The sequence below is a fragment of the Rhodoferax lacus genome, from assembly GCF_003415675.1.
Classification (GTDB): Bacteria; Pseudomonadota; Gammaproteobacteria; order Burkholderiales; family Burkholderiaceae_C; genus Allorhodoferax; species Allorhodoferax lacus.
The window spans coordinates 19,264-42,961 of the sequence record NZ_QFZK01000022.1 but is presented as its reverse complement, the minus strand read 5'-3'; the positions used below and the strand labels follow the sequence as shown (position 1 = coordinate 42,961).

General features: G+C 63.9%; 17 protein-coding genes and 1 tRNA gene. 9 read left to right on the top strand and 9 right to left on the bottom strand.

Annotation, left to right across the window (positions count from 1 at the left end; genetic code table 11):
- Positions 1-50 precede the first annotated feature (50 nt).
- The 5 genes from recC to DIC66_RS20065 all read left to right on the top strand — a co-directional run bounded on the left by recC (position 51) and on the right by DIC66_RS20065 (position 15,030).
- On the top strand, positions 51-3,698 hold the full coding sequence (recC, locus tag DIC66_RS20085) for an exodeoxyribonuclease V subunit gamma (protein WP_117179963.1): 3,648 nt from the start codon (positions 51-53) through the stop codon (positions 3,696-3,698).
- Complete coding sequence (locus DIC66_RS20080; RefSeq protein ID WP_117179962.1) at positions 3,695-7,591, top strand: UvrD-helicase domain-containing protein; 3,897 nt, start codon at positions 3,695-3,697, stop codon at positions 7,589-7,591. Before recC ends, DIC66_RS20080 begins: the two co-directional genes overlap by 4 nt.
- A gap of 104 nt (positions 7,592-7,695) precedes the next feature.
- Positions 7,696-9,663: an exodeoxyribonuclease V subunit alpha gene (recD, locus tag DIC66_RS20075; protein WP_158558962.1), complete on the top strand. Its 1,968-nt coding sequence runs from the start codon at positions 7,696-7,698 to the stop codon at positions 9,661-9,663.
- A 325-nt stretch (positions 9,664-9,988) separates the two neighbouring features.
- Complete coding sequence (locus DIC66_RS20070; RefSeq protein ID WP_117179960.1) at positions 9,989-11,275, top strand: exonuclease SbcCD subunit D; 1,287 nt, start codon at positions 9,989-9,991, stop codon at positions 11,273-11,275.
- Entirely contained in the window at positions 11,272-15,030 is a 3,759-nt protein-coding gene (locus tag DIC66_RS20065) for an AAA family ATPase (RefSeq protein WP_117179959.1), read from the top strand. The genes DIC66_RS20070 and DIC66_RS20065 overlap by 4 nt, the downstream gene beginning before the upstream one ends.
- A 60-nt stretch (positions 15,031-15,090) precedes the next feature.
- Here DIC66_RS20065 and DIC66_RS20060 read toward each other — a convergent pair whose 3' ends face one another.
- From DIC66_RS20060 to DIC66_RS20050, 3 genes are all read right to left on the bottom strand, one after another.
- Positions 15,091-15,444 (bottom strand): HepT-like ribonuclease domain-containing protein, encoded by a 354-nt coding sequence (locus DIC66_RS20060; RefSeq protein ID WP_117179958.1) that lies wholly within the window; start codon positions 15,442-15,444, stop codon positions 15,091-15,093.
- Complete coding sequence (locus DIC66_RS20055; RefSeq protein WP_117179957.1) at positions 15,441-15,743, bottom strand: nucleotidyltransferase family protein; 303 nt, start codon at positions 15,741-15,743, stop codon at positions 15,441-15,443. Before DIC66_RS20055 ends, DIC66_RS20060 begins: the two co-directional genes overlap by 4 nt.
- Positions 15,744-15,844: 101 nt before the next feature.
- Positions 15,845-16,099, bottom strand: a complete 255-nt coding sequence (locus DIC66_RS20050) for a hypothetical protein (RefSeq protein ID WP_147321366.1) — start codon at positions 16,097-16,099, stop codon at positions 15,845-15,847.
- A 154-nt stretch (positions 16,100-16,253) separates the two neighbouring features.
- On the opposite strand from DIC66_RS20050, the gene DIC66_RS20045 reads away from it, so the two are divergent.
- The 3 genes from DIC66_RS20045 to DIC66_RS20035 all read left to right on the top strand — a co-directional run bounded on the left by DIC66_RS20045 (position 16,254) and on the right by DIC66_RS20035 (position 17,630).
- Positions 16,254-16,505, top strand: a complete 252-nt coding sequence (locus tag DIC66_RS20045) for an antitoxin (protein WP_117179972.1) — start codon at positions 16,254-16,256, stop codon at positions 16,503-16,505.
- Positions 16,506-16,516: 11 nt separating this feature from the next.
- Positions 16,517-16,903, top strand: coding sequence for a type II toxin-antitoxin system VapC family toxin (locus DIC66_RS20040; protein WP_233506024.1), 387 nt, complete (start codon positions 16,517-16,519; stop codon positions 16,901-16,903).
- Positions 16,904-16,985: 82 nt separating this feature from the next.
- Positions 16,986-17,630, top strand: coding sequence for a nucleoside/nucleotide kinase family protein (locus DIC66_RS20035; RefSeq protein WP_117179954.1), 645 nt, complete (start codon positions 16,986-16,988; stop codon positions 17,628-17,630).
- Here DIC66_RS20035 and DIC66_RS20030 read toward each other — a convergent pair.
- From DIC66_RS20030 to DIC66_RS20020, 3 genes are read right to left on the bottom strand one after another with little or no spacing between them, the layout of a single operon-like run.
- On the bottom strand, positions 17,627-19,129 hold the full coding sequence (locus DIC66_RS20030; RefSeq protein WP_117179953.1) for a SpoVR family protein: 1,503 nt from the start codon (positions 19,127-19,129) through the stop codon (positions 17,627-17,629). The genes DIC66_RS20035 and DIC66_RS20030 overlap by 4 nt on opposite strands.
- Positions 19,126-20,397: a YeaH/YhbH family protein gene (locus DIC66_RS20025; protein WP_117179952.1), complete on the bottom strand. Its 1,272-nt coding sequence runs from the start codon at positions 20,395-20,397 to the stop codon at positions 19,126-19,128. Before DIC66_RS20025 ends, DIC66_RS20030 begins: the two co-directional genes overlap by 4 nt.
- Positions 20,398-20,419: 22 nt before the next feature.
- On the bottom strand, positions 20,420-22,342 hold the full coding sequence (locus tag DIC66_RS20020; protein ID WP_117179951.1) for a PrkA family serine protein kinase: 1,923 nt from the start codon (positions 22,340-22,342) through the stop codon (positions 20,420-20,422).
- A gap of 213 nt (positions 22,343-22,555) precedes the next feature.
- Here DIC66_RS20020 and DIC66_RS20015 point away from each other — a divergent pair.
- Positions 22,556-22,632 (top strand) — tRNA-Arg (locus tag DIC66_RS20015).
- A gap of 19 nt (positions 22,633-22,651) precedes the next feature.
- On the opposite strand, the gene DIC66_RS20010 is transcribed toward DIC66_RS20015, so the two are convergent.
- The 3 genes from DIC66_RS20010 to DIC66_RS20000 form a co-directional block, all read right to left on the bottom strand.
- Positions 22,652-23,038, bottom strand: coding sequence for a type II toxin-antitoxin system HicB family antitoxin (locus DIC66_RS20010; RefSeq protein WP_117179950.1), 387 nt, complete (start codon positions 23,036-23,038; stop codon positions 22,652-22,654).
- 6 nt (positions 23,039-23,044) lie between these two features.
- A complete protein-coding gene (locus tag DIC66_RS20005) occupies positions 23,045-23,224 on the bottom strand; it encodes a type II toxin-antitoxin system HicA family toxin (protein ID WP_117179949.1) in 180 nt (59 codons plus the stop codon).
- A gap of 93 nt (positions 23,225-23,317) precedes the next feature.
- A complete protein-coding gene (locus DIC66_RS20000) occupies positions 23,318-23,656 on the bottom strand; it encodes a tRNA-binding protein (RefSeq protein ID WP_117179948.1) in 339 nt (112 codons plus the stop codon).
- Between the last annotated feature and the right edge of the window lie 42 nt (positions 23,657-23,698).

Below are 23,698 nucleotides of genomic sequence, written 5' to 3'. Positions count from 1 at the left end.
GCCCTGAGCTTTGCCTGCTTCATACTCGGCATTCACCTTTCTGATTCGCCATGCCCCAAGCCCCCAGCACCCCGCAGCCCACCTTGTATCCGCCCGGATTCATGGTGCTGCACGGCAACCGCCTGGAAGACCTGCGGGAGCTGCTGGTGTATGTGCTTAAACACCAGCCCCTGCCGGTGCTGCAGGCCGAGACCATCCTGGTGCAAAGCAATGGCATGAAGCACTGGCTGGAGATGGCGCTGGCCGAAGAGGGCGCTTTGGGCATTTGCGCCGCCACCCGTATGGAGCTGCCCGGCAGTTACCTGTGGCAGGTCTACCGCCAGGTGCTGGGCGCACAGGCCGTGCCGCCGCATATGCCGTTTGACAAGAGCAGCCTGCTGTGGCGGCTGATGCGCTTGCTGCCTGTGTTGGCTTCCAGCAAGCCGGTGTATGCGCCGTTGTTGCGCTACCTGAGTGCGGGGAGCGGAGTGGAGGGCGATGCCGTGGCCGGCCGCAGGCTGTACCAGCTGGCGCAGCAAATCGCCGATGTGTTCGATGCCTACCAAAGCTACCGCGCCGACTGGTTGACGGACTGGGCCCAGGGGCATGACCTGCTGCGTGGCCACGACGGCAAACCCGTGGCGCTGGAAGAGGCCCACGCCTGGCAGGCCCAGCTGTGGCGTGACATCCGCGCTGATGTGGGCGAGGCTCTGGCCGATGCCTCGCGGGCCAGCGTGCATGCGCGCTTCATGGCCACGCTGCAGGCGCAGGTGCTGGCCTGCAAGAGCACCGGTCTGCGGCCAGCGGGCGTGCCGCCGCGCATCGTGGTGTTTGGCATCTCGTCGCTGTCCATGCAGACGGTGGAAGCCTTGGCCCTGTTGGGGCAGGCGGCCCAGGTGCTGCTGCTGGTGCAAAACCCCTGTCAATATTTTTGGGGCGATATCGTGGAAGGCCACAGCCTGCTGCGCCAGCAGGTGCGGCAACGCCAGCAGGCCAAGCCGGGTGCCCTGCGGGGCGGTGCAGTCGCCACAGGCGGCAGCGCCGAACAGCACGCCGCTACCCACCCCCTGCTTGCCTCCTGGGGCAAGCAGGGCCGCGACTACCTGCACCTGCTGGACGGCTTTGACCAGGTGGAGGCCTACCGCGGCCAGGTCAGCCGGGTGGACGCCTTTGTGGACCCGGCCACACTGTCCGAAACACCCACGCAACTGGCCCAGCTGCAATCGGCCATCCTGAACCTGGAGCCGCTGCCCGCGGAGCCACTGCAGTTGCACCCCGACGACCAGTCCATCACCTTCTGCACCACCCACTCGCTGCAGCGCGAGGTAGAGGTGCTGCACGACACGCTCTTGTCCTGGTTCGAGATGGACGCCGCCCTGCAGCCGCGCGATGTGATGGTCATGGTGCCCGACATGGAGGCCTTTGCGCCGCACATCCACGCCGTCTTCGGCCGCTTTGCCAGGGGGCAGGCGCGCCACATTCCGTATTCGGTGGCCGACACCACCGCGCGCCAGGCGCCGCTGGTGCAGGCGCTGGAGCAGTTGCTCAATCTGCCGCGCGCGCGCGTCTCGCTGGTGGACTGGCTGGGCCTGTTTGAAGTGGCTGCCGTGCGCCAGCGCTTTGGCCTCAGCCCCTCCGACATCACGCAGCTGCAGGGCTGGCTGTCCACAGCCGGTGTGCGCTGGGGGCTGGATGCGCAGCACCGCCAGCGCTGGGGCATACCGCAGGCCGTGGCCGACCGCGACCAGAACACCTGGGCCTTTGGCCTGCGCCGCCTCTTGCTGGGCTACGCCGTGGGCAATGGGGACGCCTGGGGCGCCACTCTGCCGCAGGCCGCCATCCGCAGCCTGGATGCAAGCCTGGTCAGCAACTTGCTGGCCTGGGTGGACGCCATCACCCTGACTTTGCAAGAGCTGGATGGCGACAAGACACCAGAGCAGTGGTGCGCCACCCTGGCGCAGGTGGTGGAGCGCTTCTTTGAAGCCAGCGACGATGCGGACGAGCGCCTGATCCAACGCCTGTTGGAGCCGCTGGAGGCCTGGCAGCAGGCCTGCTTTGATGCGCAGCTGGAGATGCCCCTGGCGCTGGACGTGGTGCGTGAACACTGGCTCTCGCAGATCAGCGAGTCCGGTTTGCAGCAGCGCTTTTTTGGCGGCGGCGTGCAGTTTGGCACCCTCATGCCCATGCGCTCGATTCCGTTTGCCGCCATCTGTTTGCTCGGCATGAACGACGGCGACTACCCGCGCCAGACTGCCCCGCGCGACTTTGACCTGATGGCCCACAGCTGGCGCGCCGGTGACCGCTCGCGCCGCGAGGACGACCGCTACCTGTTTCTGGAGGCCCTGCTTTCGGCGCGCGAGCGCCTGTTTATTAGCTGGCAGGGCCACCGTGCCACCGACAACACCGAGCAGCCACCCTCGGTGCTGGTGGCGCAGCTGATGGACCACCTGAACACCGGCTGGACACCGCAGCGCGTGGCGCAGGCGCAACCGCTGCAGGCGTACTCAGAGGTCTATTTTTTGGAGAAGTCAAAGTTTCAGACCTTTGACAACGAGTGGGCGCGGCTGCATGGCGGGGCACTGGCTGCGCCACTGCAAGAGGGCGCGAAGGGCGGCATGGCTGGTGTTGTCGAACCACCCCAGGCCCTGACCGTAGACGACCTGCGCCAGCTGCTGCGCCAGCCCGTGGAAGTGTTTTTGCGCGCGCGCCTGCGCATCCGCTTTGACGAGGTGGAAGAGGCGCAGCAGGAGCTGGAACCCTTCTCGCTCCATGGCCTGGAGAAATACCAGGTGGGCCAATCCCTGCTCAACGCCCCGGACAGCACCCGCGCCCTGAGCGCACTCAAACTCTCCGGCCAACTACCCCTGGCCGCCTTTGGCGAGCGCCAGTCGGCAGCGCTGGCGCGCGAGCTGGAGGTGGTGCTGGAGCGGCGCACACCCTGGCGCGAAACATTTGCCTTCGAGAGCCCGGCGGTGTCGATTGACCTGAACATCAACGGCATGCCCATCACCGGCACCTTGAACGGGCTCTGGAGCGCGCAAGACCCAGCCGCCTTGCAAGCACAAGGTGCTGGGTTTGATGCTGCTGCGTCGCCATCGCCCCTGCGCCCAGTGCCCAACGCGGATGTGGTCAAGAGGTCACCCATTGAAGCCTCGCCGCTGCTGCAAATCAGCCAGCGCCTGGGTGCCGTGCTGGAAGGCGGCAGCAAAGACCCCAGCGCGCGTGGTCACATCATCGCCAGCCTCTGGGCCAACCATCTGGTGGCCTGCGCCAGTGGCATACGTCTCACCAGTGTGCAAATGGGGCTGGACGGGCAGGTGGTGCTGGAACCTTTGGCCCCGCCAGAGGCCATTGGCATTCTGGCCACGCTGGTGGACGCCTACCAGCAGGCTTGGCTGCGCCCGCTGCCCGTGGCCTGCAAGACCGCCTGGGCCTATCTGCAGGCCGAGGCCAAAAACGCGCGCTTGGCGCGGGAGCAGCCAGAAAAACCCGAGAAGCAAAAAGACCCGCATGAGGCCGCCCAAGGTGTGTTTGATGACGTCATCAAAGGCGCCTGCGAAAGGTCCAAATCGCCCTACCTGTCCCGCGCCTTCGAGAGCTACCAGGACCTGGAGGACGAGCTGCCGCACTGGGCACAGGCGCTCTATGGCGCGCTGTTCGCGCAGGCACGCGTGACGGCCGACGCGGCAGCGCAGAACGCGGAAGAGGAAGAAGCATGAGCACCGCCAAGACATCCCATCTATCCGTGGTGCCTGCTATGCCGCAAACCTCCCAAACGGCCCAAGCGCTGCAGCCCCTGACCATGCCCCTGACCGGCCTGCAGGTCATAGAGGCCTCGGCTGGCACCGGCAAGACCTGGACCCTGGCTGCGCTCTATGTGCGCCTGGTGCTGGGCCATGGCCGCCTCGCCCCGCAGGCGGACGTTGAGGCAGCCGATGTTGCCCCTTTCGGTGCAGCAGCAGTTGGCACAGGCTTGTTCGCAGCGCTTTATCCACCGCAGATTCTGGTGATGACCTTCACCGACGCCGCCACCGCCGAGCTGCGCGGCCGTGTGCGCGAACGCCTGGCGCAGGCCGCGCTGTTCTTCAAAGGGCAAGAAACCGCAGACGCTCCGGCCGATCCTTTTCTGCATGACCTGCGCGCCCAATATCCGATAGAAGAATGGCCCGCCTGCGCCCAGCGCCTGGACCTCTCGGCGCAGTGGATGGACGACGCGGCCATCTTCACCATCCACGGCTGGAGCAGTCGCATGCTCAAGCAACACGCGTTTGACAGCGCCAGCCTGTTCCAGCAAAGCCGCGTGGAAGACAGCGACGCCCTGCGCCTGTCTGCCGTGCAGGACTACTGGCGCCAATGGTTTTACAGCGTGCCCCTGGCGCAGCTGGGTGCCTTGCGGGAGCTGGGCTCAGACCCCGATGCGCTGTTCGCCAAGCTCAAGACCGTGTGGGCGCAAAACGAACGCAAGCCGGGCGAGGCCGTACCCGACGGCAAAGACCCGCACGCCCTGCTGCAGGAATGGGAGGCCTGGCAGATTGCCTTTCTGCCTTTGGAAGCCGCCGCACTGCAGGCCTGCACGCCTGAACTGGTGGCCATTTTGGACGATGTGATTGCAGCCAAGCAGATCAAGGGTTACCAAAAGAACTGGGCCTGGCCTGCCAAGCTGGGCGAGTGGGCGCAAGGCCCAGCTCTGCTCACGCTGGGCAAGACGCAGCGCAGTGAGGTGAACAAGCTGCTGCAGCGCTTTGCCCTGTCCACCCTGCTGGAAAAGGGCTGGGCGGCAGCGACCGGTTACGCCGCCTTCGGCCACTTCGACGCCCTGTACCAGCACCTGCAAACCGAGCCCGATGTGGGCGCGGGCCTCTTGCAACACGCCGCAAGCCACATCGCCACGGCCTACACACAGGCCAAGAGCGAGCTGGCGCAGTTTGATTTTTCGGACCTGCTGCAGTGCCTGTACTTTGCGCTGCAGGCGCCGGACGGGCGGCTGGCCTCTGCCATTCGCCAGCAGTACCCGGTGGCCCTGGTGGACGAGTTCCAGGACACCGACCCCTGGCAGTACGGTGCCCTCTCAAAAATTTATGGAGAGTCGCCCAGCGCAGACACCGGCCTGCTGATGATTGGCGACCCCAAGCAGGCCATCTACAGCTTTCGCGGCGCCGACCTGGCCACTTACCTGGACGCGCGCCAAGAGGCCCAGGGCATCTACACCCTGTCGGGCAACTACCGCTCCACCGCGCAGGTGGTGGCTGCTGTCAACCATGTGTTCAACAGCGCAGTGCAAACCTTTGGCGCGGTGCCGTTCGATACCGTGCAGGCCTGCAACGCCAAGGTGCAGCCGCTGCTGGTGCATGGCACTGTGCAGCCTGCCCTGACGGTATGGCATGTGGGCGCGGGTGCGGGTGCGCCCAAGCCGCCGCGCAAGGAAATTTTTCAGCGCCAGATGGCCGCTGCATTTGCCTGCCAGATGGTGCACTTGCTCAATGCCGGTGCCGCCGCACCCGGTGACATGGCGGTGCTGGTGCGCAGCGGTGACGAGGCGCGCGCCATGCGCCAGGCGCTGTCTCAGCGTGGTGTGCGCAGTGTCTACCTGTCCGAGCGCGACAGCGTGTTTGCCACGCAGGAAGCACTGGACCTGTGGCGCCTGCTGTCGGCCGTGGCCAAGCCGCGCTCCACGCAGGCCGTGCGTGCCGCATTGGCCACGCGGCTCTGGGGCCTGCCGTTTGATCTACTGGAGGCGCTGTTCCAGGACGAGGAAGCCTGGGACCACCGGGTGGAGCAGTTCCACGGATGGCAGACGGTCTGGCAACGCCAGGGCTTCTTGCCCATGCTGCACCGCCTGCTACACGACCAGGGCATTCCGGAGCGGCTGCTCAATGCCACTGCGACACCCGATGCCTCAGGCGGCGACACAGGTGCGCTGCAAAACCACGACGGTGAACGCCGCCTCACCAACCTGCTGCACCTGGGCGATCTGCTGCAGACTGCCAGCGCCAGTCTGCAGGGCGAGGCTGCACTCATCCGCCACCTGGAGCAGCAGCTGCAGCACCCCAAGGCCAGCGGCGACACCGCGCAGCTGCGCCTGGAGAGCGACGCTGATCTGGTGCAGGTCATCACCATCCACAAGTCCAAGGGCCTGCAATATCCGCTGGTGTTCCTGCCCTTTGTGTCGGGCTTTATGGCGGAAAAAAAGGACAGCGGCCGCGACGACGCCGAGCGCCTCTCTGAAGACATACGCCTCCTGTACGTGGCCATGACGCGCGCCGAGCGGGCGCTGTGGCTGGGCCTGACCCCGGTGCAGGAGGACGTGCAGGGCAAGACGCCCAAGGTCAAAAGCGCCGTATCTCAGTTGCTGCAACGCAAAGTGCCGGGTGACCTGTTGGAATGCGTGCAGCGCTGGTCGGACTGCGCGGACATAGCCCTGGCCGCTGCCCCCGCGCCCGACGCCACGCAGTACCACCCCGAAGTGGAAATAAAGCGCTGGAAAGGTGCCTTGCAACCCACACGCAGCCTGCACAGCCGCTGGTGGACGGCGAGCTTCAGCGCCCTGACGCGCGACCTGGGCCACGAGGTTATGGCAGTACCCATGCAAGCCAGCGACCGCGATGCCCGTATTGACGACGCGCTGATTGACAGCGCCACGCCCGGCTCGGCGGACCTGTCTGATCTGACAGAGGCCGGTCTTGTTGCAGAAGAGCTGCCGCGCTACAACGACTTCCCCGCAGGCAGCAGCTACGGCACCTTGTTGCATGACTTGCTGGAGTGGCAGTTTGAGCGGGGTTGGCCGGTTGCGAGTTTTGGGGGAGCAGATGGCGCCGTCCATGCTGCAACTGTTGCAGATGGCGTGCCTGGTGCGAGTGCATTGGGTGACGCGGACGATTTGGTTGCAGCAAAGAGCCGGACCTTGGTGCGTTCAGCCGCGCAAGCAGCGGGCGTGTCCGGCGAGCCAGCATCCGCAGCCAAGCGTGATTGGCAGGCGCTGCTGCAGAGAAAAGCCCAGCGCCTCAAGCTCGATGCCAACCACAGCGCAACGCTGATCGGCTGGCTGCAAGGCATTGCCACCGCACCGCTGCAACTGCCGGGCCTCGGTTTCGCAACGCCCCTGGTGCTGGCCGACCTGGACCGTAGTCGCGCCTGGGCCGAAATGTCATTCACCTTCCCCGTGCACGCCCTGGCCGCCAGCCACCTGGATGCGCTGATCACCCAGAACGTGCTGCCCGGCCAGGCGCGCAAGCCGCTGCAGCCGCTGCAGCTCGAAGGCATGCTGATCGGCTTCATGGACCTGGTGCTGGAGCACGAGGGTCGCTACTTTGTGCTGGACTACAAGTCCAACCGCCTGGCGTCCTACGCCGGCCCCCACTTGCAGGCCGCCATCCTGGAGCACCGCTACGACATGCAGTACACGCTCTACACCCTGGCCTTGCACCGGCTGCTCAAATCACGCCTGCCGGACTACGACTACGCGCAGCACATGGGTGGCGCGCTCTACCTGTTTTTGCGCGGTACCGACCAGCCCGGAGGCGGCCTGTTTGTAGACCGTCCACCGCAAGACCTGATTGAAACTCTGGACGCTGCTTTCGCAGAGCGATCCCCCAGCAGCGAGGTGCTGACATGACGCGCTCGCCAAACTATAAGCCGCGGACCAAAGGGGCTCCTGTGGAGACACAGCAACTTCCCCTGCTGTTTGCTGAAGGTGATCTGCAAGAGCAAGAGCAAGACGTGCAGCCACAAGAAAGTCCAGCCGCACGGCGCGGCCAACCAGAGCAGTCCGAGCCGACGTTTGCAGCGTCCTCCAAGGACGATGCGCCATTGCAGTTGCCTCTTACCGGCCTGGACCAGGCCTTCGCCAAGTACCTGCAGGACTCGCAGCCCAGCCTGGACGCGCGCCACACCATGCTGGCCGCTCTCACCAGCCACCAGTTCGGACGCGGACACGCCTGCCTGGACCTGCAGCTGCTGGAGCAGGGCGTGGCCGTGCTCGGTTGGGATGCGCGTCTGCAATCCCTGCTGCCCACAGGCCTGACCGCAGCCGCCGCCACGCTGCCCTGGACCGAGGGCGATACCAGCCCGCTGGTGCTGGAGGGCACTCGCCTGTACCTGCGTCGCAACTGGCTGGCTGAGCAAAGTATCCGCGCCGCCATCCAGGCCCGACTGCAGCAGCCCTGTGCATTGCCAGAGAAGTTGAAGGAGCTGCTGGAGCAGTTGTTTCCCATGCCAGATGGCCTTGCGAACACTGCTTCCAATGCACCGCCTGTGCCTGATTGGCAAAAGGTGGCCTGCGCCCTGGCGGCACGCAACAAGCTCACCCTGATCACCGGCGGCCCCGGCACCGGCAAGACCACCACTGTGGTGCGCCTGTTGGCGCTGCTGCAATCGGCAGCCAGCAGCAATTTGCGTGTGGCCCTGGCCGCGCCCACCGGCAAGGCCGCAGCGCGCCTGAGCGAATCCATTGCCTCGGCCATCGCCCAACTGCCCGAGGCGCTGCGCCCGGCCCATGTGGCCCCGGCAGTCACCCTGCACAAGTTGCTGCACATCCGCCCCGACCTCGCGGACCAGCCCACGCCCGAGTTGGCAGTGGACTTGGTCATCGTCGATGAGGCCTCCATGATCGATCTGGAAATGATGGCCCGCCTGCTGGCGGCTGTGCCCCTCACCGCCAGCCTGATCCTTCTGGGCGACAAGGACCAGCTGGCCTCGGTGGAAGCCGGTGCCGTGATGGCGCAGCTCTGCGAGGGCTCGGACGCTGGCCACTACAGCCAGAGCACGGCGGATTGGCTGCAAAAAGTTGCTGGTGTGGATGTGCAAGCCTGGTCGGATGGGGCGCCCGCCGCCAACGCGCACCACAACGGCAACGAAGGTCAGGGTCAGGGAGTACGTCCCACCGTAATGGGCGCCGCCCTGGCCCAACAAACCGTGATGCTGCGCTTCAGCCGCCGCTTCCGGGATGACAGCGGCATTGGCATCTGGGCCAAGGCCGTCAACGCCGGAGACAAAGCCACCGTGCGCGCGCTGTGGCGCACCGCGCCAGAGTGGCAGGCGGACCCCGCTGCGGTAGTGGACCGCATACAGCCGCAGCGCCCGCAAGACCCCACACTTACAACGCTGCTGCAACACGGCTGGCATGGCTGGCTGGAAAAGTTGCAGGACCTGAACGACCAGCCCTGCACCGATGCCCAAGCCCTGAGCGTGCTGCAAGCCTTTGCCAGTTTCCAGGTGCTGTGCGCCGTGCGCGAAGGGCCTTGGGGAGTGGAGTCGCTGAACCGCCGCATCGCCGCTGCCCTGGGTTTTCAGGACCAGGGCTGGTATGCGGGGCGCCCCGTCATGGTCACGCGCAACGACTACAACCTGTCGCTGATGAACGGCGACGTGGGCCTGTGCCTGCCCCACGCCAAGGGCCTGCGCGTGGCCTTCCCGGACGGGCAGGGGGGCGTGCACTGGGTGCTGCCGTCCCGCCTGGACGCTGTGGAAAGCGTGTTTGCCATGACGGTGCACAAGTCCCAGGGCTCGGAGTTTGCGCATGTGTGCCTGGTGCTGCCCGACAAGCCCGTGGCCGTGCTCACGCGCGAGCTGCTCTACACCGGCGTCACCCGCGCCAAGACCCGTTTGACCCTGGTGCTGCCACAACTGGACGTGCTGTGGCGCGCGGTGGATGCGAAAGTGATTCGCAGTGGTGGCTTGGGGGCTTGATCAAAAGCGCAGCTGGCGTGGGAAATTTCGACGCCAGCAAGGGGTATTTTGATTCGATTCTTGATTCGATAATTTCGCCTGCCAAGAGAGATTTGGCACAGGTAAATCGCTTGCAAATTGGCGGGTCGGCACAGTCTTTGTGATTCGATTTAATTGGTAATTTAAAATTGCCACAGGCGGGAACCATTCAACCGCTTCTACAGGCTAGAGCCAACCCAGGCTCACCACACGACCCCACACCCCTCCTATCCCGGCGCATCTGTTGGCTGTTTCCCCAGCCCGCCCGAGCGCACGCCCTGCGCCGCGCTGCGGCCACAATGCAGCGATGAAACTTTTGCACACCTCTGACTGGCACCTGGGCCAGAGCCTCAACCAATTTGACCGCAGCTATGAGCACGCGCAGTTTCTGGCCTGGCTGCTCGATACGCTGGTGGCCGAGCAGGTGGATGCGCTGCTGATTGCGGGCGATGTGTTTGACAACACCAACCCGTCTTCTGCCTCTCAGAACCAGCTCTACCAGTTCCTGACCGAGGCGCGCCGCCGCGTGCCCCAGTTGGGCATCGTCATGACGGCGGGCAACCACGATTCGCCCGGCCGTATGGAAGCACCGGCACCGTTTCTCGCGCTGCTGGAGGCCTATGTGGTGGGGCACACCGGCCGCAATCGTGCGGGCGCGGGCGCCGATGCAGAGCCGGGCGCGGACTTCAGCCGCATCGTGGTGCCGCTCAAAAGCAAAACCGGCGCTGTGGCCGCCTGGTGCATTGCCATGCCTTTTCTGCGCCCCGGCGATGTACCCCGTGTGGAGGGCGCGGCAGACGCCTACAGGGCGGGCGTAGAGGCCATCTATGCCCAGGCCTATGCCTACGCGCTGGAGCTGCGCAGTCCGGGCCAAGCCATCATCGCGCTGGGCCATTGCCACATCAGCGGGGGCCAGGTGTCGGTGGAGTCGGAGCGGAACATCGTCATCGGCGGGGCCGAGGCCTTGTCGGCCAAGGTGTTTGCCCCCGGCATTGCCTATGTGGCCTTGGGCCATTTGCACCTGGCGCAACAGGTGGGGGGAGATGCCACGCGCCGCTACTGCGGCAGCCCCTTGCCCATGTCGTTTTCGGAAGTGGACTACCAGCACCAAGTGGTAATCGCGGAACTGGATGGTGAGGCCGTTGCCAGCACCCGCGCGCTGCTGATTCCGCGCAGCGTGGATATGCTGCGCGTGCCCAAACAGGCCGCACCGCTGGAGGAGGTCTTGCAGGCACTGCAAGCCCTTGAATTTGCAGACGGTCTGACGGACGCGCCGCAGGAGCAGTGGCCTTATCTGCAGGTGCGCGTGCAGCTCAGCCAGCCCGAGCCGGGCCTGCGCCTGCAGGTGGAAGAAGCTCTGACGGGCAAGCCAGTGCGCCTGGTGCGCATTGAAACCAGCTCGGCGCGCAAAGGCACCGAGAGCGCGGCACCGGTCGTGAGCATCGATGAACTCAGCCGCCTTCAGCCCGCTGATTACTTCGAGCGCCTCTACCAGCACAAGTTCGATGAGGCACCGCCCGATGACCTCATGGCCGCCTTCACCGAGCTTCTCAACGCCCCTGTGGACGCTTTGGACGCAGGAGCCCGGCCATGAAGATCCTCGCCATTCGCGGCAAAAATCTGGCCTCGCTGGCCGCCGAATTCGTGGTCGACTTTGAGCGCGAACCCCTGGCCAGCGCCGGGCTGTATGCCATCACCGGCACCACGGGCTCGGGCAAAAGCACTTTGCTAGACGCCCTTTGCCTGGCCCTGTACGAGCGCACACCACGCTTGGCCAAGGCGACAGCCAAGGGCGAGAGCATCCCCGATGTGGGAGAACACGATGTCTCGCCCTCGGACCCGCGCACCCTGCTGCGCCGGGGCGCCAGCGAAGGCTTTGCCGAAGTGGACTTTGTGGGCAACGACGGCGTGGCCTACCGCGCCCGCTGGAGCGCCCGGCGCGCCCGCGCAAAGTCTGATGGCAAGCTGCAAGCCAGCGAGATCACCTTGCAGCGCATCGTGGACGGTCAGCGTCTGGGCGACCACACCAAGACCGAAACCCTGCGCCTGATCGAGGCCTGCATAGGCCTGTCGTTTGAGCAGTTCACCCGCGCCGTGCTGCTGGCGCAAAACGACTTTGCCACCTTTCTCAAAGCCCCCGACGACGAGCGCGCCGAGCTCCTGCAAACCCTCACCGGCACCGAGACTTTTTCTGCCATCTCGCGCCAGGCCTATGCCCGCATGAAGACTGAGAACGAGGTGCTGGCGCAACTGCACAGCCGCTTGAAAGACCAGCTGCCGATGGAGGCAGAGGCCCGCGCCGAGAAGGACGCCACACTGCAAACCCAGGGCGTTGCCGCCACCTTGTTGGCATCGCAAAAGGCAGACGTCGAAGGCCACCAACGCTGGTTCCAACAGCAAGCCCAACACCAGCACGCGCTGCAGCAAGCCAGCACCGAGCACGCAGCCGCCATCACCGAGCTACAGGCAGCCGCGCCCCGCCATGCGCACTTGGCCCAACTGGAGCAGGTGCAGAGCGCACGCCCCCTGTGGGCCGAACTGCAGCGCCTGACCCTTTCTGCTGCGGCCGCCACGCAGGCGCAGGCCGACGCTGCGGCCCTGCAGGCCCAAGCACAGGAGAGCTCACTAAATTGCCAGAGCGCCTTCGATGCCGCGCGTGAAGAGGCCCGGCAGGCCGATGCCGCCAAAGCCGAGCAACAGCCCGCCATCGACCAGGCCCGCGCGCTCGACGCCAGCATCCTGGCTGTCACACCGCAGGTGCAGGCGGCGTTACTTGCGCAAACCGAAGCCCAGGCCCACAGGGATGCAGAGGCCCAGCGCCAAGCGGCCCTGGCAGAGCAAAGCACCCAGACCCAAGCGGACCTGCAAAGCACTGTTGGTTGGTTAGAAAGCCACGCGCCCCTGCGCGCCCTGCAGGAGGGCTGGCCGCGTTGGGAGACCCTGTTTGCCAACGCGCAAACCGTGTTGGTTGGCCAAGGAGCTAGCCAGGCCGAGGCCCGTGCGTTGGAGTTCCAAGCTGCCGCCGCCCAGCAGCAGTTGGAGACCGCGCACACCACTCTGCAGCAAGCCACAGCCTTCGCCAACACCGCTGAACAGCATCTGGCTATCCAGATTCAGGCCTGCGCCGCAGGCGATGCCGACGCCCTAGCCCAAGACAAGCAGTCACTCGAAGAACAGCGCGATCACCTGCAGGCCGCCGCACTCTTGTGGCAAAAGCGCAGCGATGTGCGCGCCCAGCGCCTCCGTCTGCAAGAACAGCAGAAGGCGCACACCAACACCCTGGCTGACAGCGAACGCACGCTGCAGGAGTGCGCCCATAGCCAGCCCCTGCTGGCTAGCGCGCAGCACTCTGCCGAGCAGGCGCTGCAACTGTCCCAACTGGCCGCCAGCAAGGGCGCTGAAACTCTGCGCACGCAACTGCAGCCCGAGCAGCCGTGCCCGGTCTGCGGCGCGCTCGACCACCCCTATACGGACCACAACCCTGCGCTCAATGCCGTGTTGCACGGCCTGCAAGACCATGTGGCCCAAGCCCGGCTTGCACTCACGGCCGTGCAGCAGCAGCACGCCGTGGCTACCGCCAACCAGTCCAGCGCCACCCAGGCCCTGGTGCAATGCGCCCGCGAGCTGGAGCAGCTTGCCGCCCAGCACGCCGCACTGGTGCAGGAGTGGACCGCACTGGCCCTGCAGTCCGAGGTGGACGCCATTCCCGTGAATGCGCGCAACGCGTGGCTGCAAGAGCGCCAGGACCTGGCCCGCAAGGCACTGGCTGACCTCAGCGCGCAAGAGGCAGCGCACCGCCGGAACCTCCAGCACAAGGACGCGGCACAACGGGCTCTCAACACCGCCAACACCGCCTTGGCACAAGCCCGGGATGCTGTGACCCGCCTGAGCTCCAGCGCCAGCCAGACCACCCAAGCCCAGGACAGCACGCAGCACAAGCTGGCTGAGCTGGCCCAGCAACTGGACAGCACCCTGACCCAACTGGATGCCGCCTTTGCTGATACCAGTTGGCGCGAGCGTTGGAGTGCCGCGCCAGAGGCATTTGTGGCGCAATGCCAAGCCAATGCCCAGGCTTGGGCACAGCAACAGCAAGGCCAAACACTTCTTACGCAGCGCATGGCCGAGCTGCAGATTCAGACACAGGCGGCAGCCAGTGCCTGCGACCAGGCCACGCAGCAACTGCAAATGCAGATGGACCGGTGCCAGACAGTCCAAACCACCTTGCAGGGCTATCAAACGGAGCGCGCCAGTCTGCTGCAGGGCCGGGCGGTGTCGGTGGTGGAAGCCAGCTTGAGTAGCTCCATCAACCAGGCCAAGAGCCAGTTGAATGAATCGCAAACGGCACTGCAAACCGTGCAAGCCGGCGTCACGCGCCTGAACGAATCCCTGCGTTTGGCCACGTTGCAACTCGCACAGGAACATAGCGCGCACGCCGCGGCAGAGCGCAAGCTGGGTGAATGGCTGCGCGACTTCAACAACCGGACACAGGCCGAGCCCGACAGCCCGCAGCAAGGCCATACGCTGGGCACAGACGCACTGCAAACCCTGCTGGCCGCGGAGCCAGCGTGGATAACGCAAGAGCGCCAGGCCCTGCAAGCCCTGCAGAGCGCAGTCACCAAGGCGCATGCCGTATTGGAGACACGCAGGCAGTCATTGGCTGCGCACGAGGCAACCCGCGCCACGCAGGACAGCGAACAGGCCTTGCAAGAGCAGCTGCACCAGCTCAACACCAACATCACAACCCTCGCCGAAACGCTATCGGCCCTGAAGCTGGACCTAGCCCGCGACGACGAACGCCTAGCCGCATCAGGCGCACTGCGTGGACAGATAGCCCTGCAGACCGCCGCAGCAAAGGTCTGGTCGCAACTCGGCGAGCTCATAGGCTCGGCAGATGGCAAGAAGTTCCGCAACTTTGCCCAGCAGCTCACATTGGACATCCTGCTGGGCTACGGCAACAGCCACCTGCAGGCCCTGAGCACGCGCTACCAGCTCAAGCGCATAGAAGGCAGCCTGGGCCTGCTGGTGGTGGACCGCGACATGGGTGATGAAGTGCGCTCGGTGCACTCGCTCTCGGGCGGCGAATCGTTTCTGGTCTCGCTGGCCATGGCGCTCGGATTGGCGTCGCTGTCCTCACACCGCGTGCGCGTGGAGTCGCTGTTCATCGACGAAGGCTTTGGCAGCCTGGACGCCGACTCCCTGCGCATTGCCATGGACGCCCTGGACAACCTGCAATCCCTGGGCCGCAAGGTGGGCGTGATCTCGCATGTGCAGGAGATGACCGAGCGCATTGGCACACGGGTGCAGGTGCAGCGCCAGGCGGGGGGATTGAGCCGGGTGGTGGTGGGGTGATTGGCAGAAAGGGGCTCGTGCGTCTTGAAATTTTCAAAACTCGTTGGCGAGCCCGTCTCACTATTGTGTTCGCTGCAGCTTGCGTTCAAGGTCTGGAAGAAAGACCTGCACCGTCTCCCACACCAGATCCAGGTTGGTCTCGAAGTAGCCGTGAACCATTCGGTTGCGCATACCCTTCATCTGGTGCCACGGAATATCGGGCTGCGTCTGCGCGACTGCTCCGTGTTCATCCAGAATTTGCGCTGCTGCCTCGCCGATCACCAGCAATTTCAGGATGACTGCATCCTGTGTTTTTCGGTCCAGGAGGAACTCTTTTTTGCTGACACCCGCGAGGTAGGTGCGCACTTGACTGGCGGCATCCAGAATGTGCCGTGTGTAATCTTCGTAGCGAAGCCGTCTTTGCTGAGCGTTCACACCGGAACGGCCTCGCTCAAAACCTGCGCCCTGAATCTTTCCGGCAGGTCGCCCGGTGTCAGCACATCAACGGCTATACCCAGGGCTTCTTCCAGCTCGATCTGTATGGCACCAAGGTCCAGCAGCGTGGCGCCCGGCAAGGGGTCCACCAACAGGTCCAGGTCACTGCTTTCGGTATCTTCACCTCGCAAGACTGAGCCAAAAACGCGCAGGTTTTCCGTGCGGTGAAGCAGCGCAACATCTCGGATGAATTCCCGATGTGTGCGAAGTACCTCGGAGGGTCTGCGGTTTATGGGCATTGGGGCTCAACATTGACTGGACTGCTTCGCATAGTAGCAAAGCTAATCGGTCTGCATGCAAAAAAGCCTCGGTAGCCGGACGCAGCGCCCGCTCCCTTGCCTCACTCCCCGCTCCTGAATCCTCTGAGCCCCTGCGTAGACAGCGTGTTGTCCGCGCCCAGGGCAATGGCGCCAATGATGCCGGCCTCCCGGCCGGTGAGCGAGCTTTCGATGGTCAGCCTGCGGGTGTCCCTGCGCATCGCCATGGACGCGTTGGACAACTTGCAATCCCCGGGCCGCAAGGTGAGGGTGATCTCGCATGTGCAGGAGAGCTTATGGTTCCCAAAGGCCTGTGGCACCGTTTTGAAGGATCCCATCAGCTCCAAGTCCTCACAGTCACTCCACAGCACACCGGTCATTCGCTAAAGCGGCCTGAAGCCTGACGTTAAATTTCAGCTGTCGATGGCGCATTGACAGATGAGGTTTTGATGCATACCATGAGACATATCATTTGGTATGAAGGAATTCACAATGAACCAAACAGCCAAAATATTTGTCACAGGCCGCAGCCAGGCGGTGCGCTTGCCATTGGAGTTCCGCTTTGACGTGGCCGAGGTTTTTATCCGCAGGGACCCTGCCACGGGCGATGTGGTGTTGTCGCGCAAACCAAGTGATTGGCAAGGGCTGCTCGATGCGGTGGCACTGAACAAGGATGACGACATGCTCATACCGCGCCGCCAGACCCGCTCGCGGCGGGACCCCTTCGAGGGCCAGAAGGGATGAGCCAACCCTACATGCTCGACACCAATGTGGTCAGCCACATCATGCAAGGGCGCGATGCCGAGTTGCTGTCGCGTTTGACCCGGTTGCCCGTTGGGCAGGTTGTGATGTCCAGCGTGACATTGGCGGAGCTGGAGTACGGCATGCACCGCAAGGGGGACCCTGTGCGTTTGAGACATACCTTGACCCAGGTACTGCTGCGCGTGGACGTGTTGCCATGGGATGCGCCGGTTGCCACCTGTTACGGAGCACTATGCAGCGCATTGGAAGCCCAAGGTATCAATCTGAGTGACTTCGACATGATGATCGCCGCCCACGCGGTCGCGGCAGATGCAACACTGGTCAGCCGCGACAAGGCATTTGCGCAGCTGGGCCGTCGCCTGAAGCTCGAAGTCTGGTAGCGTGACAGGCGGCTGGATGGGTCGCATGGCAGCGGCTGAGTGCAAAATCCCCAATCCCGCAATCTGAAGAATAAATCCCACCATGACACAGCCCGAGACATTGAAAACCCTGAGCTTTGCCGAGGCCAGCCAGCGGCTGCAGTCGTTCATGGCGCGCGATGTCCGGACCCTTGTGGGCATCATTGGCCCGCCGGGGGCTGGCAAGTCCACGCTGTCGCTGCGGCTGCAGGCGCTGTACCCCGAGCAGTCGCAAATCGTGCCCATGGATGGCTACCACCTGGCCAACGTGGAGCTGGCCCGGCTGGGGCGCGCCGCACGCAAAGGTGCGCCCGATACCTTTGACAGCTATGGCTATGTGTCGCTGCTCAAGCGCCTGCGCCAGCAGGCCCCGGATGAGACGGTGTACGCCCCCGAGTTCCGCCGCGAGATCGAGGAACCCGTTGCCGGAGCCATCCCCATCTTTGCAAAGGCCCGGCTGTTGATTGCCGAGGGCAACTACCTGGCGCTGGACCAGGGCGGCTGGAGCCAGGTGGCAGCACTCCTGGACGAGATCTGGTACGTGGAAGTGGACCCCGCCTTGCGACATGAGCGCCTGGTGGCGCGCCACATGCAGTTTGGCCGCACACAGCAGGCCGCAGAAGACTGGGTGCAAAACACCGATGAGCCCAACGCGCGTCTGATTGCGTCCACGCTGGGCCGCGTGCATTTCAAGGTGCTTGCCGACTAGGCGCTGGGCGCCGCCACACTCCACACCTTGGCCACCGTGCCGCTGGCATCCACACTCTCCAGCCGCACGCCAAAGCCCCACAGCCGCGCCGTGTGCTTGAGCACCTCCAGCGTGCTGTCACCCAAGGGTCGGGCGCTGTGCTGGGTGTGGCGCAGCACCAGGGTGCGGTCGCCGCGCAGGTTGACGTTCCAGACCTGGATATCGGGCTCGCGCGTGCCCAGGTCGTATTGCTGTGACAGGGCCTGGCGCAGCTGCCGGTAGCCCGCATCGTCATGGATGGCGCTCACCTCCAGGTCGATGGCGTTCTCATCGTCGTGGATGGCAAACAGGCGCATGTCGCGAATGAGGCGGGGGCTGAGGTACTGGCCTATGAAGCTCTCATCCTTGTAGTTGCGCATGGCCTGGTCCAGCACGGGGCGCCAGGGCGCACCGGCCATGTCGGGGAACCAGCGCCGGTCTTCATCCGTGGGGTTCTGGCAAATACGGCGAATGTCGCTGTACAGGGCAAAGCCCAGGGCGTAGGGGTTGAGGCCGCTGTAGGCGCGGCTGCGCAGCGGCGGCTGGTACAGCACATTGCTGTGCACGCTCAGCCATTCCAGCATCAGGCCGTCGCTCAGGCGGCCTTCGTCATACAGGGTGTTGAGCAGGGTGTAGTGCCAGAACACGGCCCAGCCTTCGTTCATTACCTGGGTCTGGCGCTGGGGATAAAAGTACTGCGCAATCTTGCGCACCAGGCGCACGATCTCGCGCTGCCAGGGCTCCAGCAGCGGAGAGTTTTTTTCGATGAAGTACAGCAGGTTCTCTTGCGGCTCAGGCGGAAAGCGCTCGGGTGCGGGCACGCCATCGGCCTTGCTGTCGCGCTGGGGCAGGGTGCTCCACAGCGCATACACCTGCTGCTGCGCATGGGCCTCGCGCGCCTTGCGCTCGCTTTGCTCCACGGCCAGGCTCTTTTTGCTGGGGCGGCGGTAGCGGTCCACACCAAAGTTGGCCAGCGCGTGGCAGGAGTCCAGCAGGGTCTCCACCGCGTCCAGCCCATAGCGTTCCTCGCAATCGGACACATAGCGGCGCGCCGACACCAGGTAGTCGATGATGGAGCCCGCATCGGTCCACATGCGAAACAGGTAGTTGCCCTTGAAGAAGCTGTTGTGGCCGTAGGCCGCGTGGGCTATCACCAGGGCCTGCATGGCGGTGGTGTTTTCTTCCATCAGGTAGCTGATGCAGGGGTTGGAGTTGATGACGATCTCATAGGCCAGCCCCATGTGGCCGCGCCGGTAGCGCTTGTCGGTGGCGATGAACTCCTTGCCGTAGCTCCAGTGCCGGTAGTTCACCGGCATGCCCACGCTGGCATAGGCGTCCATCATCTGCTCGGCGTTGATGATCTCCAGCTGGTTGGGGTAGGTGTCCAGGCCGTGGCGCTCGGCGGCGATGCGGATGGCCTCGTGGTAGCGCTCCAGGGTGTCAAAGGTCCAGTCGCTCTGGTCGGGCAGGGTGTTGCTCATGCGCTCTCCGCTTCCTTCTGGAACAGCGCGCGCAGCACCGGGTAGATCTGCTCGGCTTCTGTTGCCTTTTGCATGGCAAAGTTTGCATGCGCCTCCTGCAGGTGGCTGTATTCCTGCCACAGGTTTTGTTCTTCATCGGCCACCTGCACATAGGCGTAGTAGCGGCACAGCGGCAGCAGGGTGTGGGCCAGGAATTCGTGGCAGCGCACACTGTCGTTGTTGAAGTTGTCGCCATCGCTGGCCTGCGCGCCATAGATGTTCCACTCGTTTGCCGGGTAGCGCTGGGTGATGATGGTGTGCATCAGTTCCAGCGCACTGCTGACCACGGTGCCGCCGGTCTCGGTGGTGTGGAAGAAGGTGGCTTCGTCCACTTCCTGCGCGCGTGAGTGGTGGCGTATGAAAACAATGTCGATCTTTTCGTAGTGCCGGGTCAGAAACAGATACAGCAGGATGAAGAACTGCTTGGACAGGCTCTTGCGCCCCTCGTCCATGGAACCCGACACATCCATCAGGCAGAACATCACCGCCTTGATGTGCGGCAGCGGCGTCTGCACCCGCGCACGAAAGCGCAGGTCCAGCGGATCCAGAAACGGTATGCGCTTCAGGCGCCTTTGCAGCTCGCGGATCTCCAGCCCCAGGCGGCGCAGGGCGTGGCCGTCCGAGCCGTCCCAGGCCTCCAGCCGTGCCAGCTCGGCACGCTTGTCAGCCAGTTCGCGGCGCAGCCCCGCGCCCATGGCCAGGCGGCGGCCCAGGGCGCCGCGCATGGAGCGCACCACGTCCAGGTTGTTGGGCGTGCCGTCGCGGCTGTGGCCGGCGCGCCGGTTCTCGAACTCTGGCGTCTCGCCAATCTGGCTGCGCACCAAGTGGGGCAGGGCCAGGTCTTCAAAAAACACGTCCATGAATTCTTCGCGGCTCAGGGTAAAGACAAAGTCGTCCTCGCCTTCACCGCTGTCGCTGGCCTGGTTGCCACTGCCGCGGCCACCACTTGGTGGTGGGCGGGCAATGCGGTCGCCGCGCTGGTAGTCCACATTGCCGGGGTGCACCAGGTCGCGCACGCCGCCGGGCCCGTGCTGGAACACCGGCTCGTGGATGTCTTTTTTGGGGATCTGGATGGTCTCGCCCTGTTCCAGATCGCGGATGCCGCGCTGGTTTACTGCGCCGCGCACGGCCTCGCGGATCTGCTCCTTGTAGCGGCGCAAAAACCGCTCCCGGTTGCCAATGGACTTGTTCTTTCCCGCCAGTCGGCGGTCCACAATGTGCAGCGCCATGGGCTTGTCCGTGGGTGCCTCGTCAGGAGCTCTTGCGCACCCGCAAATACCACTCGCACAGCAGGCGCACCTGCTTGGGCGTGTAGCCCTTGGCCACCATGCGGGTGACAAAGTCCTCGTGCTTTTTGGCATCGTCCGCGCTGGCCTTGGCGTTGAAGCTGATCACCGGCAGCAGCTCTTCGGTGTTGGAGAACATTTTTTTCTCGATCACCACGCGCAGCTTTTCGTAGCTGGTCCAGGCCGGGTTCTTGCCCGCATTGTTGGCGCGCGCACGCAGCACGAAGTTGACGATCTCGTTGCGGAAATCCTTGGGGTTGGAAATGCCCGCCGGAATTTCTATCTTCTCCAGCTCGGCGTTCAGGGCGGCGCGGTCAAACACCTCGCCAGTGTCGGTGTCGCGGTATTCGTTGTCCTGTATCCAGTAGTCGGCATAGGTCACATAGCGGTCAAAAATATTCTGACCGTATTCGCTGTAGCTCTCCAGGTAGGCGGTCTGGATTTCCTTGCCGATGAACTCGGCATAGCGCGGCGCCAGCAGCTCCTTGATGAAGGCGGTGTATTTGTGCTCCAGCTCGGCGGGGTATTGCTCGCGTTCGATCTGCTGCTCCAGCACATACATCAGGTGCACCGGGTTGGCTGCCACCTCGCTGCTGTCAAAGTTGAACACGCGGGAGAGGATCTTGAAGGCGAATCGCGTGGACACGCCTGTCATACCTTCGTCCACCCCGGCGGCGTCACGGTACTCGTGGTAGCTCTTGGCGCGCGGGTCGGTGTCCTTCAGGCTCTCGCCGTCGTACACCGCCATCTTGCTGTACAGGCTGGAATTCTCCGGGGCCTTCAGGCGTGTGAGGATGGCAAACTGGCTCATCATCTTGAAGGTGCCGGGCGCGCATTTGGCCTCGGCCAGCGATGATTCGCGGATCAGCTTTTCGTAGATCTTCACCTCTTCGCTCACGCGCAGGCAGTAGGGCACCTTGACGATGTAGATGCGGTCCAGAAAGGCCTCGTTGTGCTTGTTGTTGCGAAAGGTCTTCCACTCGCTCTCATTGCTGTGGGCCAGCACCACGCCATCAAACGGTATGGCGCCAAAGCCCTCGGTCCCTTTGAAGTTGCCCTCCTGCGTGGCCGTGAGCAGCGGGTGCAGCACCTTGATGGGCGCCTTGAACATCTCCACAAATTCCAGCAGGCCCTGGTTGGCCAGGCACAGGCCACCCGAGAAGCTGTAAGCGTCCGGGTCATCCTGGGCAAAGCCTTCGAGCTTGCGGATGTCCACCTTGCCCACCAGCGAGGAGATGTCCTGGTTGTTTTCATCACCCGGCTCGGTCTTGGCAATACCGATCTGCTTCAGGGTGCTGGGGTAACGCTTGACCACCCGGAAGCGCCGTATGTCACCGCCATATTCGTCCAGGCGCTTCACCGCCCAGGGTGACAAAATGCGCTGCAGGTAGCGCGTGGGAATGCCGTAGTTGTCCCGCAGAATGGGCCCGTCCTCGGTGGCGTCAAACAGGCCCAGCGGGCTCTCGTTCACCGGTGAGCCCTGGATGGCATAAAACGGCACCTGCTGCATCAGGTATTTGAGCCGCTCGGCCAGCGAGCTTTTGCCCCCACCCACCGGACCCAGTAGATACAGAATCTGCTTGCGCTCCTCCAGACCTTGGGCGGCGTGGCGGAAGTAGCTCACCACCTGCTCGATCACGTCTTCCATGCCGAAGAATTCGGAAAACGCGGGGTAGATCTTGATCAGCTTGTTGGCGAAGATGCGCGACAGGCGCGGGTCGTTGCGGGTATCGAGCACTTGCGGCTCGCCAATGGCCTTGAGCATGCGCTCAGCCGCCGTGGCGTAGGCCAGGGGGTTGCGCTTGCACTCCGCCAGGTAGTCATCCAGGCTCATTTCCTCTTCGCGGCTGCGCGCGAAGCGGGCTACAAAGTTACCAATAGCGTCCATAAGACCTCCTGGTGGAAAACTGTGCGTGCACTGACTCGTTCAGTTTTCAGTATAGGCACCGGCGCGATCTTGACGCAAGGCTTTACTTGGCGACCCTGTTTTTCGCAAGGAATAGTGCCTGTGGCGGACTACTCTGCAGTGGGGAGACGTCCGCCATATGACGATATGATCTAGGCCTTGCCCTATGTGGCAACACCGCTGTCAACACAGCACGTGCCCGTAGCTCAGTTGGATAGAGCAACGCCCTTCTAAGGCGTGGGTCGGGGGTTCGATCCCCTCCGGGCACACCAAGGATGCTTGTACGGCTCGCTAGCGCATGGCCAGCTCTGCGGCCTTTGCAAGAAAGCCCGAGCGGGTCATGCTGTGGTCTTTGGCCCAGGCGTCAATTTCATGCACCAGGTTGCTGGGCAGACTGATATTGAGCCGCACGGGACTGGTGTCGATTTTTGACAGGTCAATGTCCACCAACATCCACACCCCACCTTGGTACTGCGGGTCTTTGGTCAGTGCTTCCAATGCCGTGGGCGGCTTTGCGCCCTCGCTGTCACCAAACATATGCGCCTGCACAGCCTCCAGCACGGCGGCAGGGATGCCGTCCCATTCGTCGGCAGCAGCGAAGCAGCCGGGGAAGTCGGGAATGGTCATGCCATGGGCATGCTTTTTGTCACCAACGTGCACATAGACTGGATAGAACATAGAGCCTCACAAACCGGCTTGCTTAAAGATGCTGCGAACGGTGGGCGGAGGCAAATCCTTCTTGGGGTGAGGGACTGTCACCTTGCCCGGTTTCGTGGCGTGCTTGAACTGGTGATGGGAGCCGACAACATGCACCAGATACCAGCCGTCAGCCTTCAACTGTTTGATGACTTCGGAGCTTTTCATGCTTGGTTATTCTACACATCAATACACATTCTTGAGCGATGTATGCAACCCCGGCTGTGAATCGGCACCGTGCCGCTCCGCAAAAAGCAGCCCCTACAGCAGCTTGGTCCCCAGCGCCACCGGTTTGTCCGGCACACACAGCACGACCGCGCCATTGGCATCGTAAAAGCCGGTCACCAGGCATTCGGACATCAGTGGCCCGATCTGTTTTTTGGGGAAGTTGACCACGGCCACCACCAGCTTGCCTACCAGTTCTTCGGGCGTGTAGTGCGCGGTGATCTGCGCGCTGGATTTGCGCAGGCCGATCTCGGCACCAAAGTCGATCTGCAGTTTGTAGGCGGGCTTGCGCGCCTCGGCAAATACTTCCGCGCTGGCGATGCGGCCCACGCGGATTTCCACCTTGGTGAAGTCGTTCCAGCTGATTTCTTCCATCTGTGGGACCCTATAGTTTGCGACCCTGTACTACCGCGGGGC

Coding starts and splice junctions, on each gene's coding strand:
- recC (WP_117179963.1), top strand. CDS start 51: ATGCCCCAAGCCCCCAGCACCCCGCAGCCCACCTTGTATCCGCCCGGA.
- DIC66_RS20080 (WP_117179962.1), top strand. CDS start 3,695: ATGAGCACCGCCAAGACATCCCATCTATCCGTGGTGCCTGCTATGCCG.
- DIC66_RS20070 (WP_117179960.1), top strand. CDS start 9,989: ATGAAACTTTTGCACACCTCTGACTGGCACCTGGGCCAGAGCCTCAAC.
- DIC66_RS20065 (WP_117179959.1), top strand. CDS start 11,272: ATGAAGATCCTCGCCATTCGCGGCAAAAATCTGGCCTCGCTGGCCGCC.
- DIC66_RS20055 (WP_117179957.1), bottom strand. CDS start 15,743: ATGCCCATAAACCGCAGACCCTCCGAGGTACTTCGCACACATCGGGAA.
- DIC66_RS20050 (WP_147321366.1), bottom strand. CDS start 16,099: ATGGGATCCTTCAAAACGGTGCCACAGGCCTTTGGGAACCATAAGCTC.
- DIC66_RS20045 (WP_117179972.1), top strand. CDS start 16,254: ATGAACCAAACAGCCAAAATATTTGTCACAGGCCGCAGCCAGGCGGTG.
- DIC66_RS20040 (WP_233506024.1), top strand. CDS start 16,517: ATGCTCGACACCAATGTGGTCAGCCACATCATGCAAGGGCGCGATGCC.
- DIC66_RS20035 (WP_117179954.1), top strand. CDS start 16,986: ATGACACAGCCCGAGACATTGAAAACCCTGAGCTTTGCCGAGGCCAGC.
- DIC66_RS20030 (WP_117179953.1), bottom strand. CDS start 19,129: ATGAGCAACACCCTGCCCGACCAGAGCGACTGGACCTTTGACACCCTG.
- DIC66_RS20025 (WP_117179952.1), bottom strand. CDS start 20,397: ATGGCGCTGCACATTGTGGACCGCCGACTGGCGGGAAAGAACAAGTCC.
- DIC66_RS20020 (WP_117179951.1), bottom strand. CDS start 22,342: ATGGACGCTATTGGTAACTTTGTAGCCCGCTTCGCGCGCAGCCGCGAA.
- DIC66_RS20010 (WP_117179950.1), bottom strand. CDS start 23,038: ATGTTCTATCCAGTCTATGTGCACGTTGGTGACAAAAAGCATGCCCAT.
- DIC66_RS20005 (WP_117179949.1), bottom strand. CDS start 23,224: ATGAAAAGCTCCGAAGTCATCAAACAGTTGAAGGCTGACGGCTGGTAT.
- DIC66_RS20000 (WP_117179948.1), bottom strand. CDS start 23,656: ATGGAAGAAATCAGCTGGAACGACTTCACCAAGGTGGAAATCCGCGTG.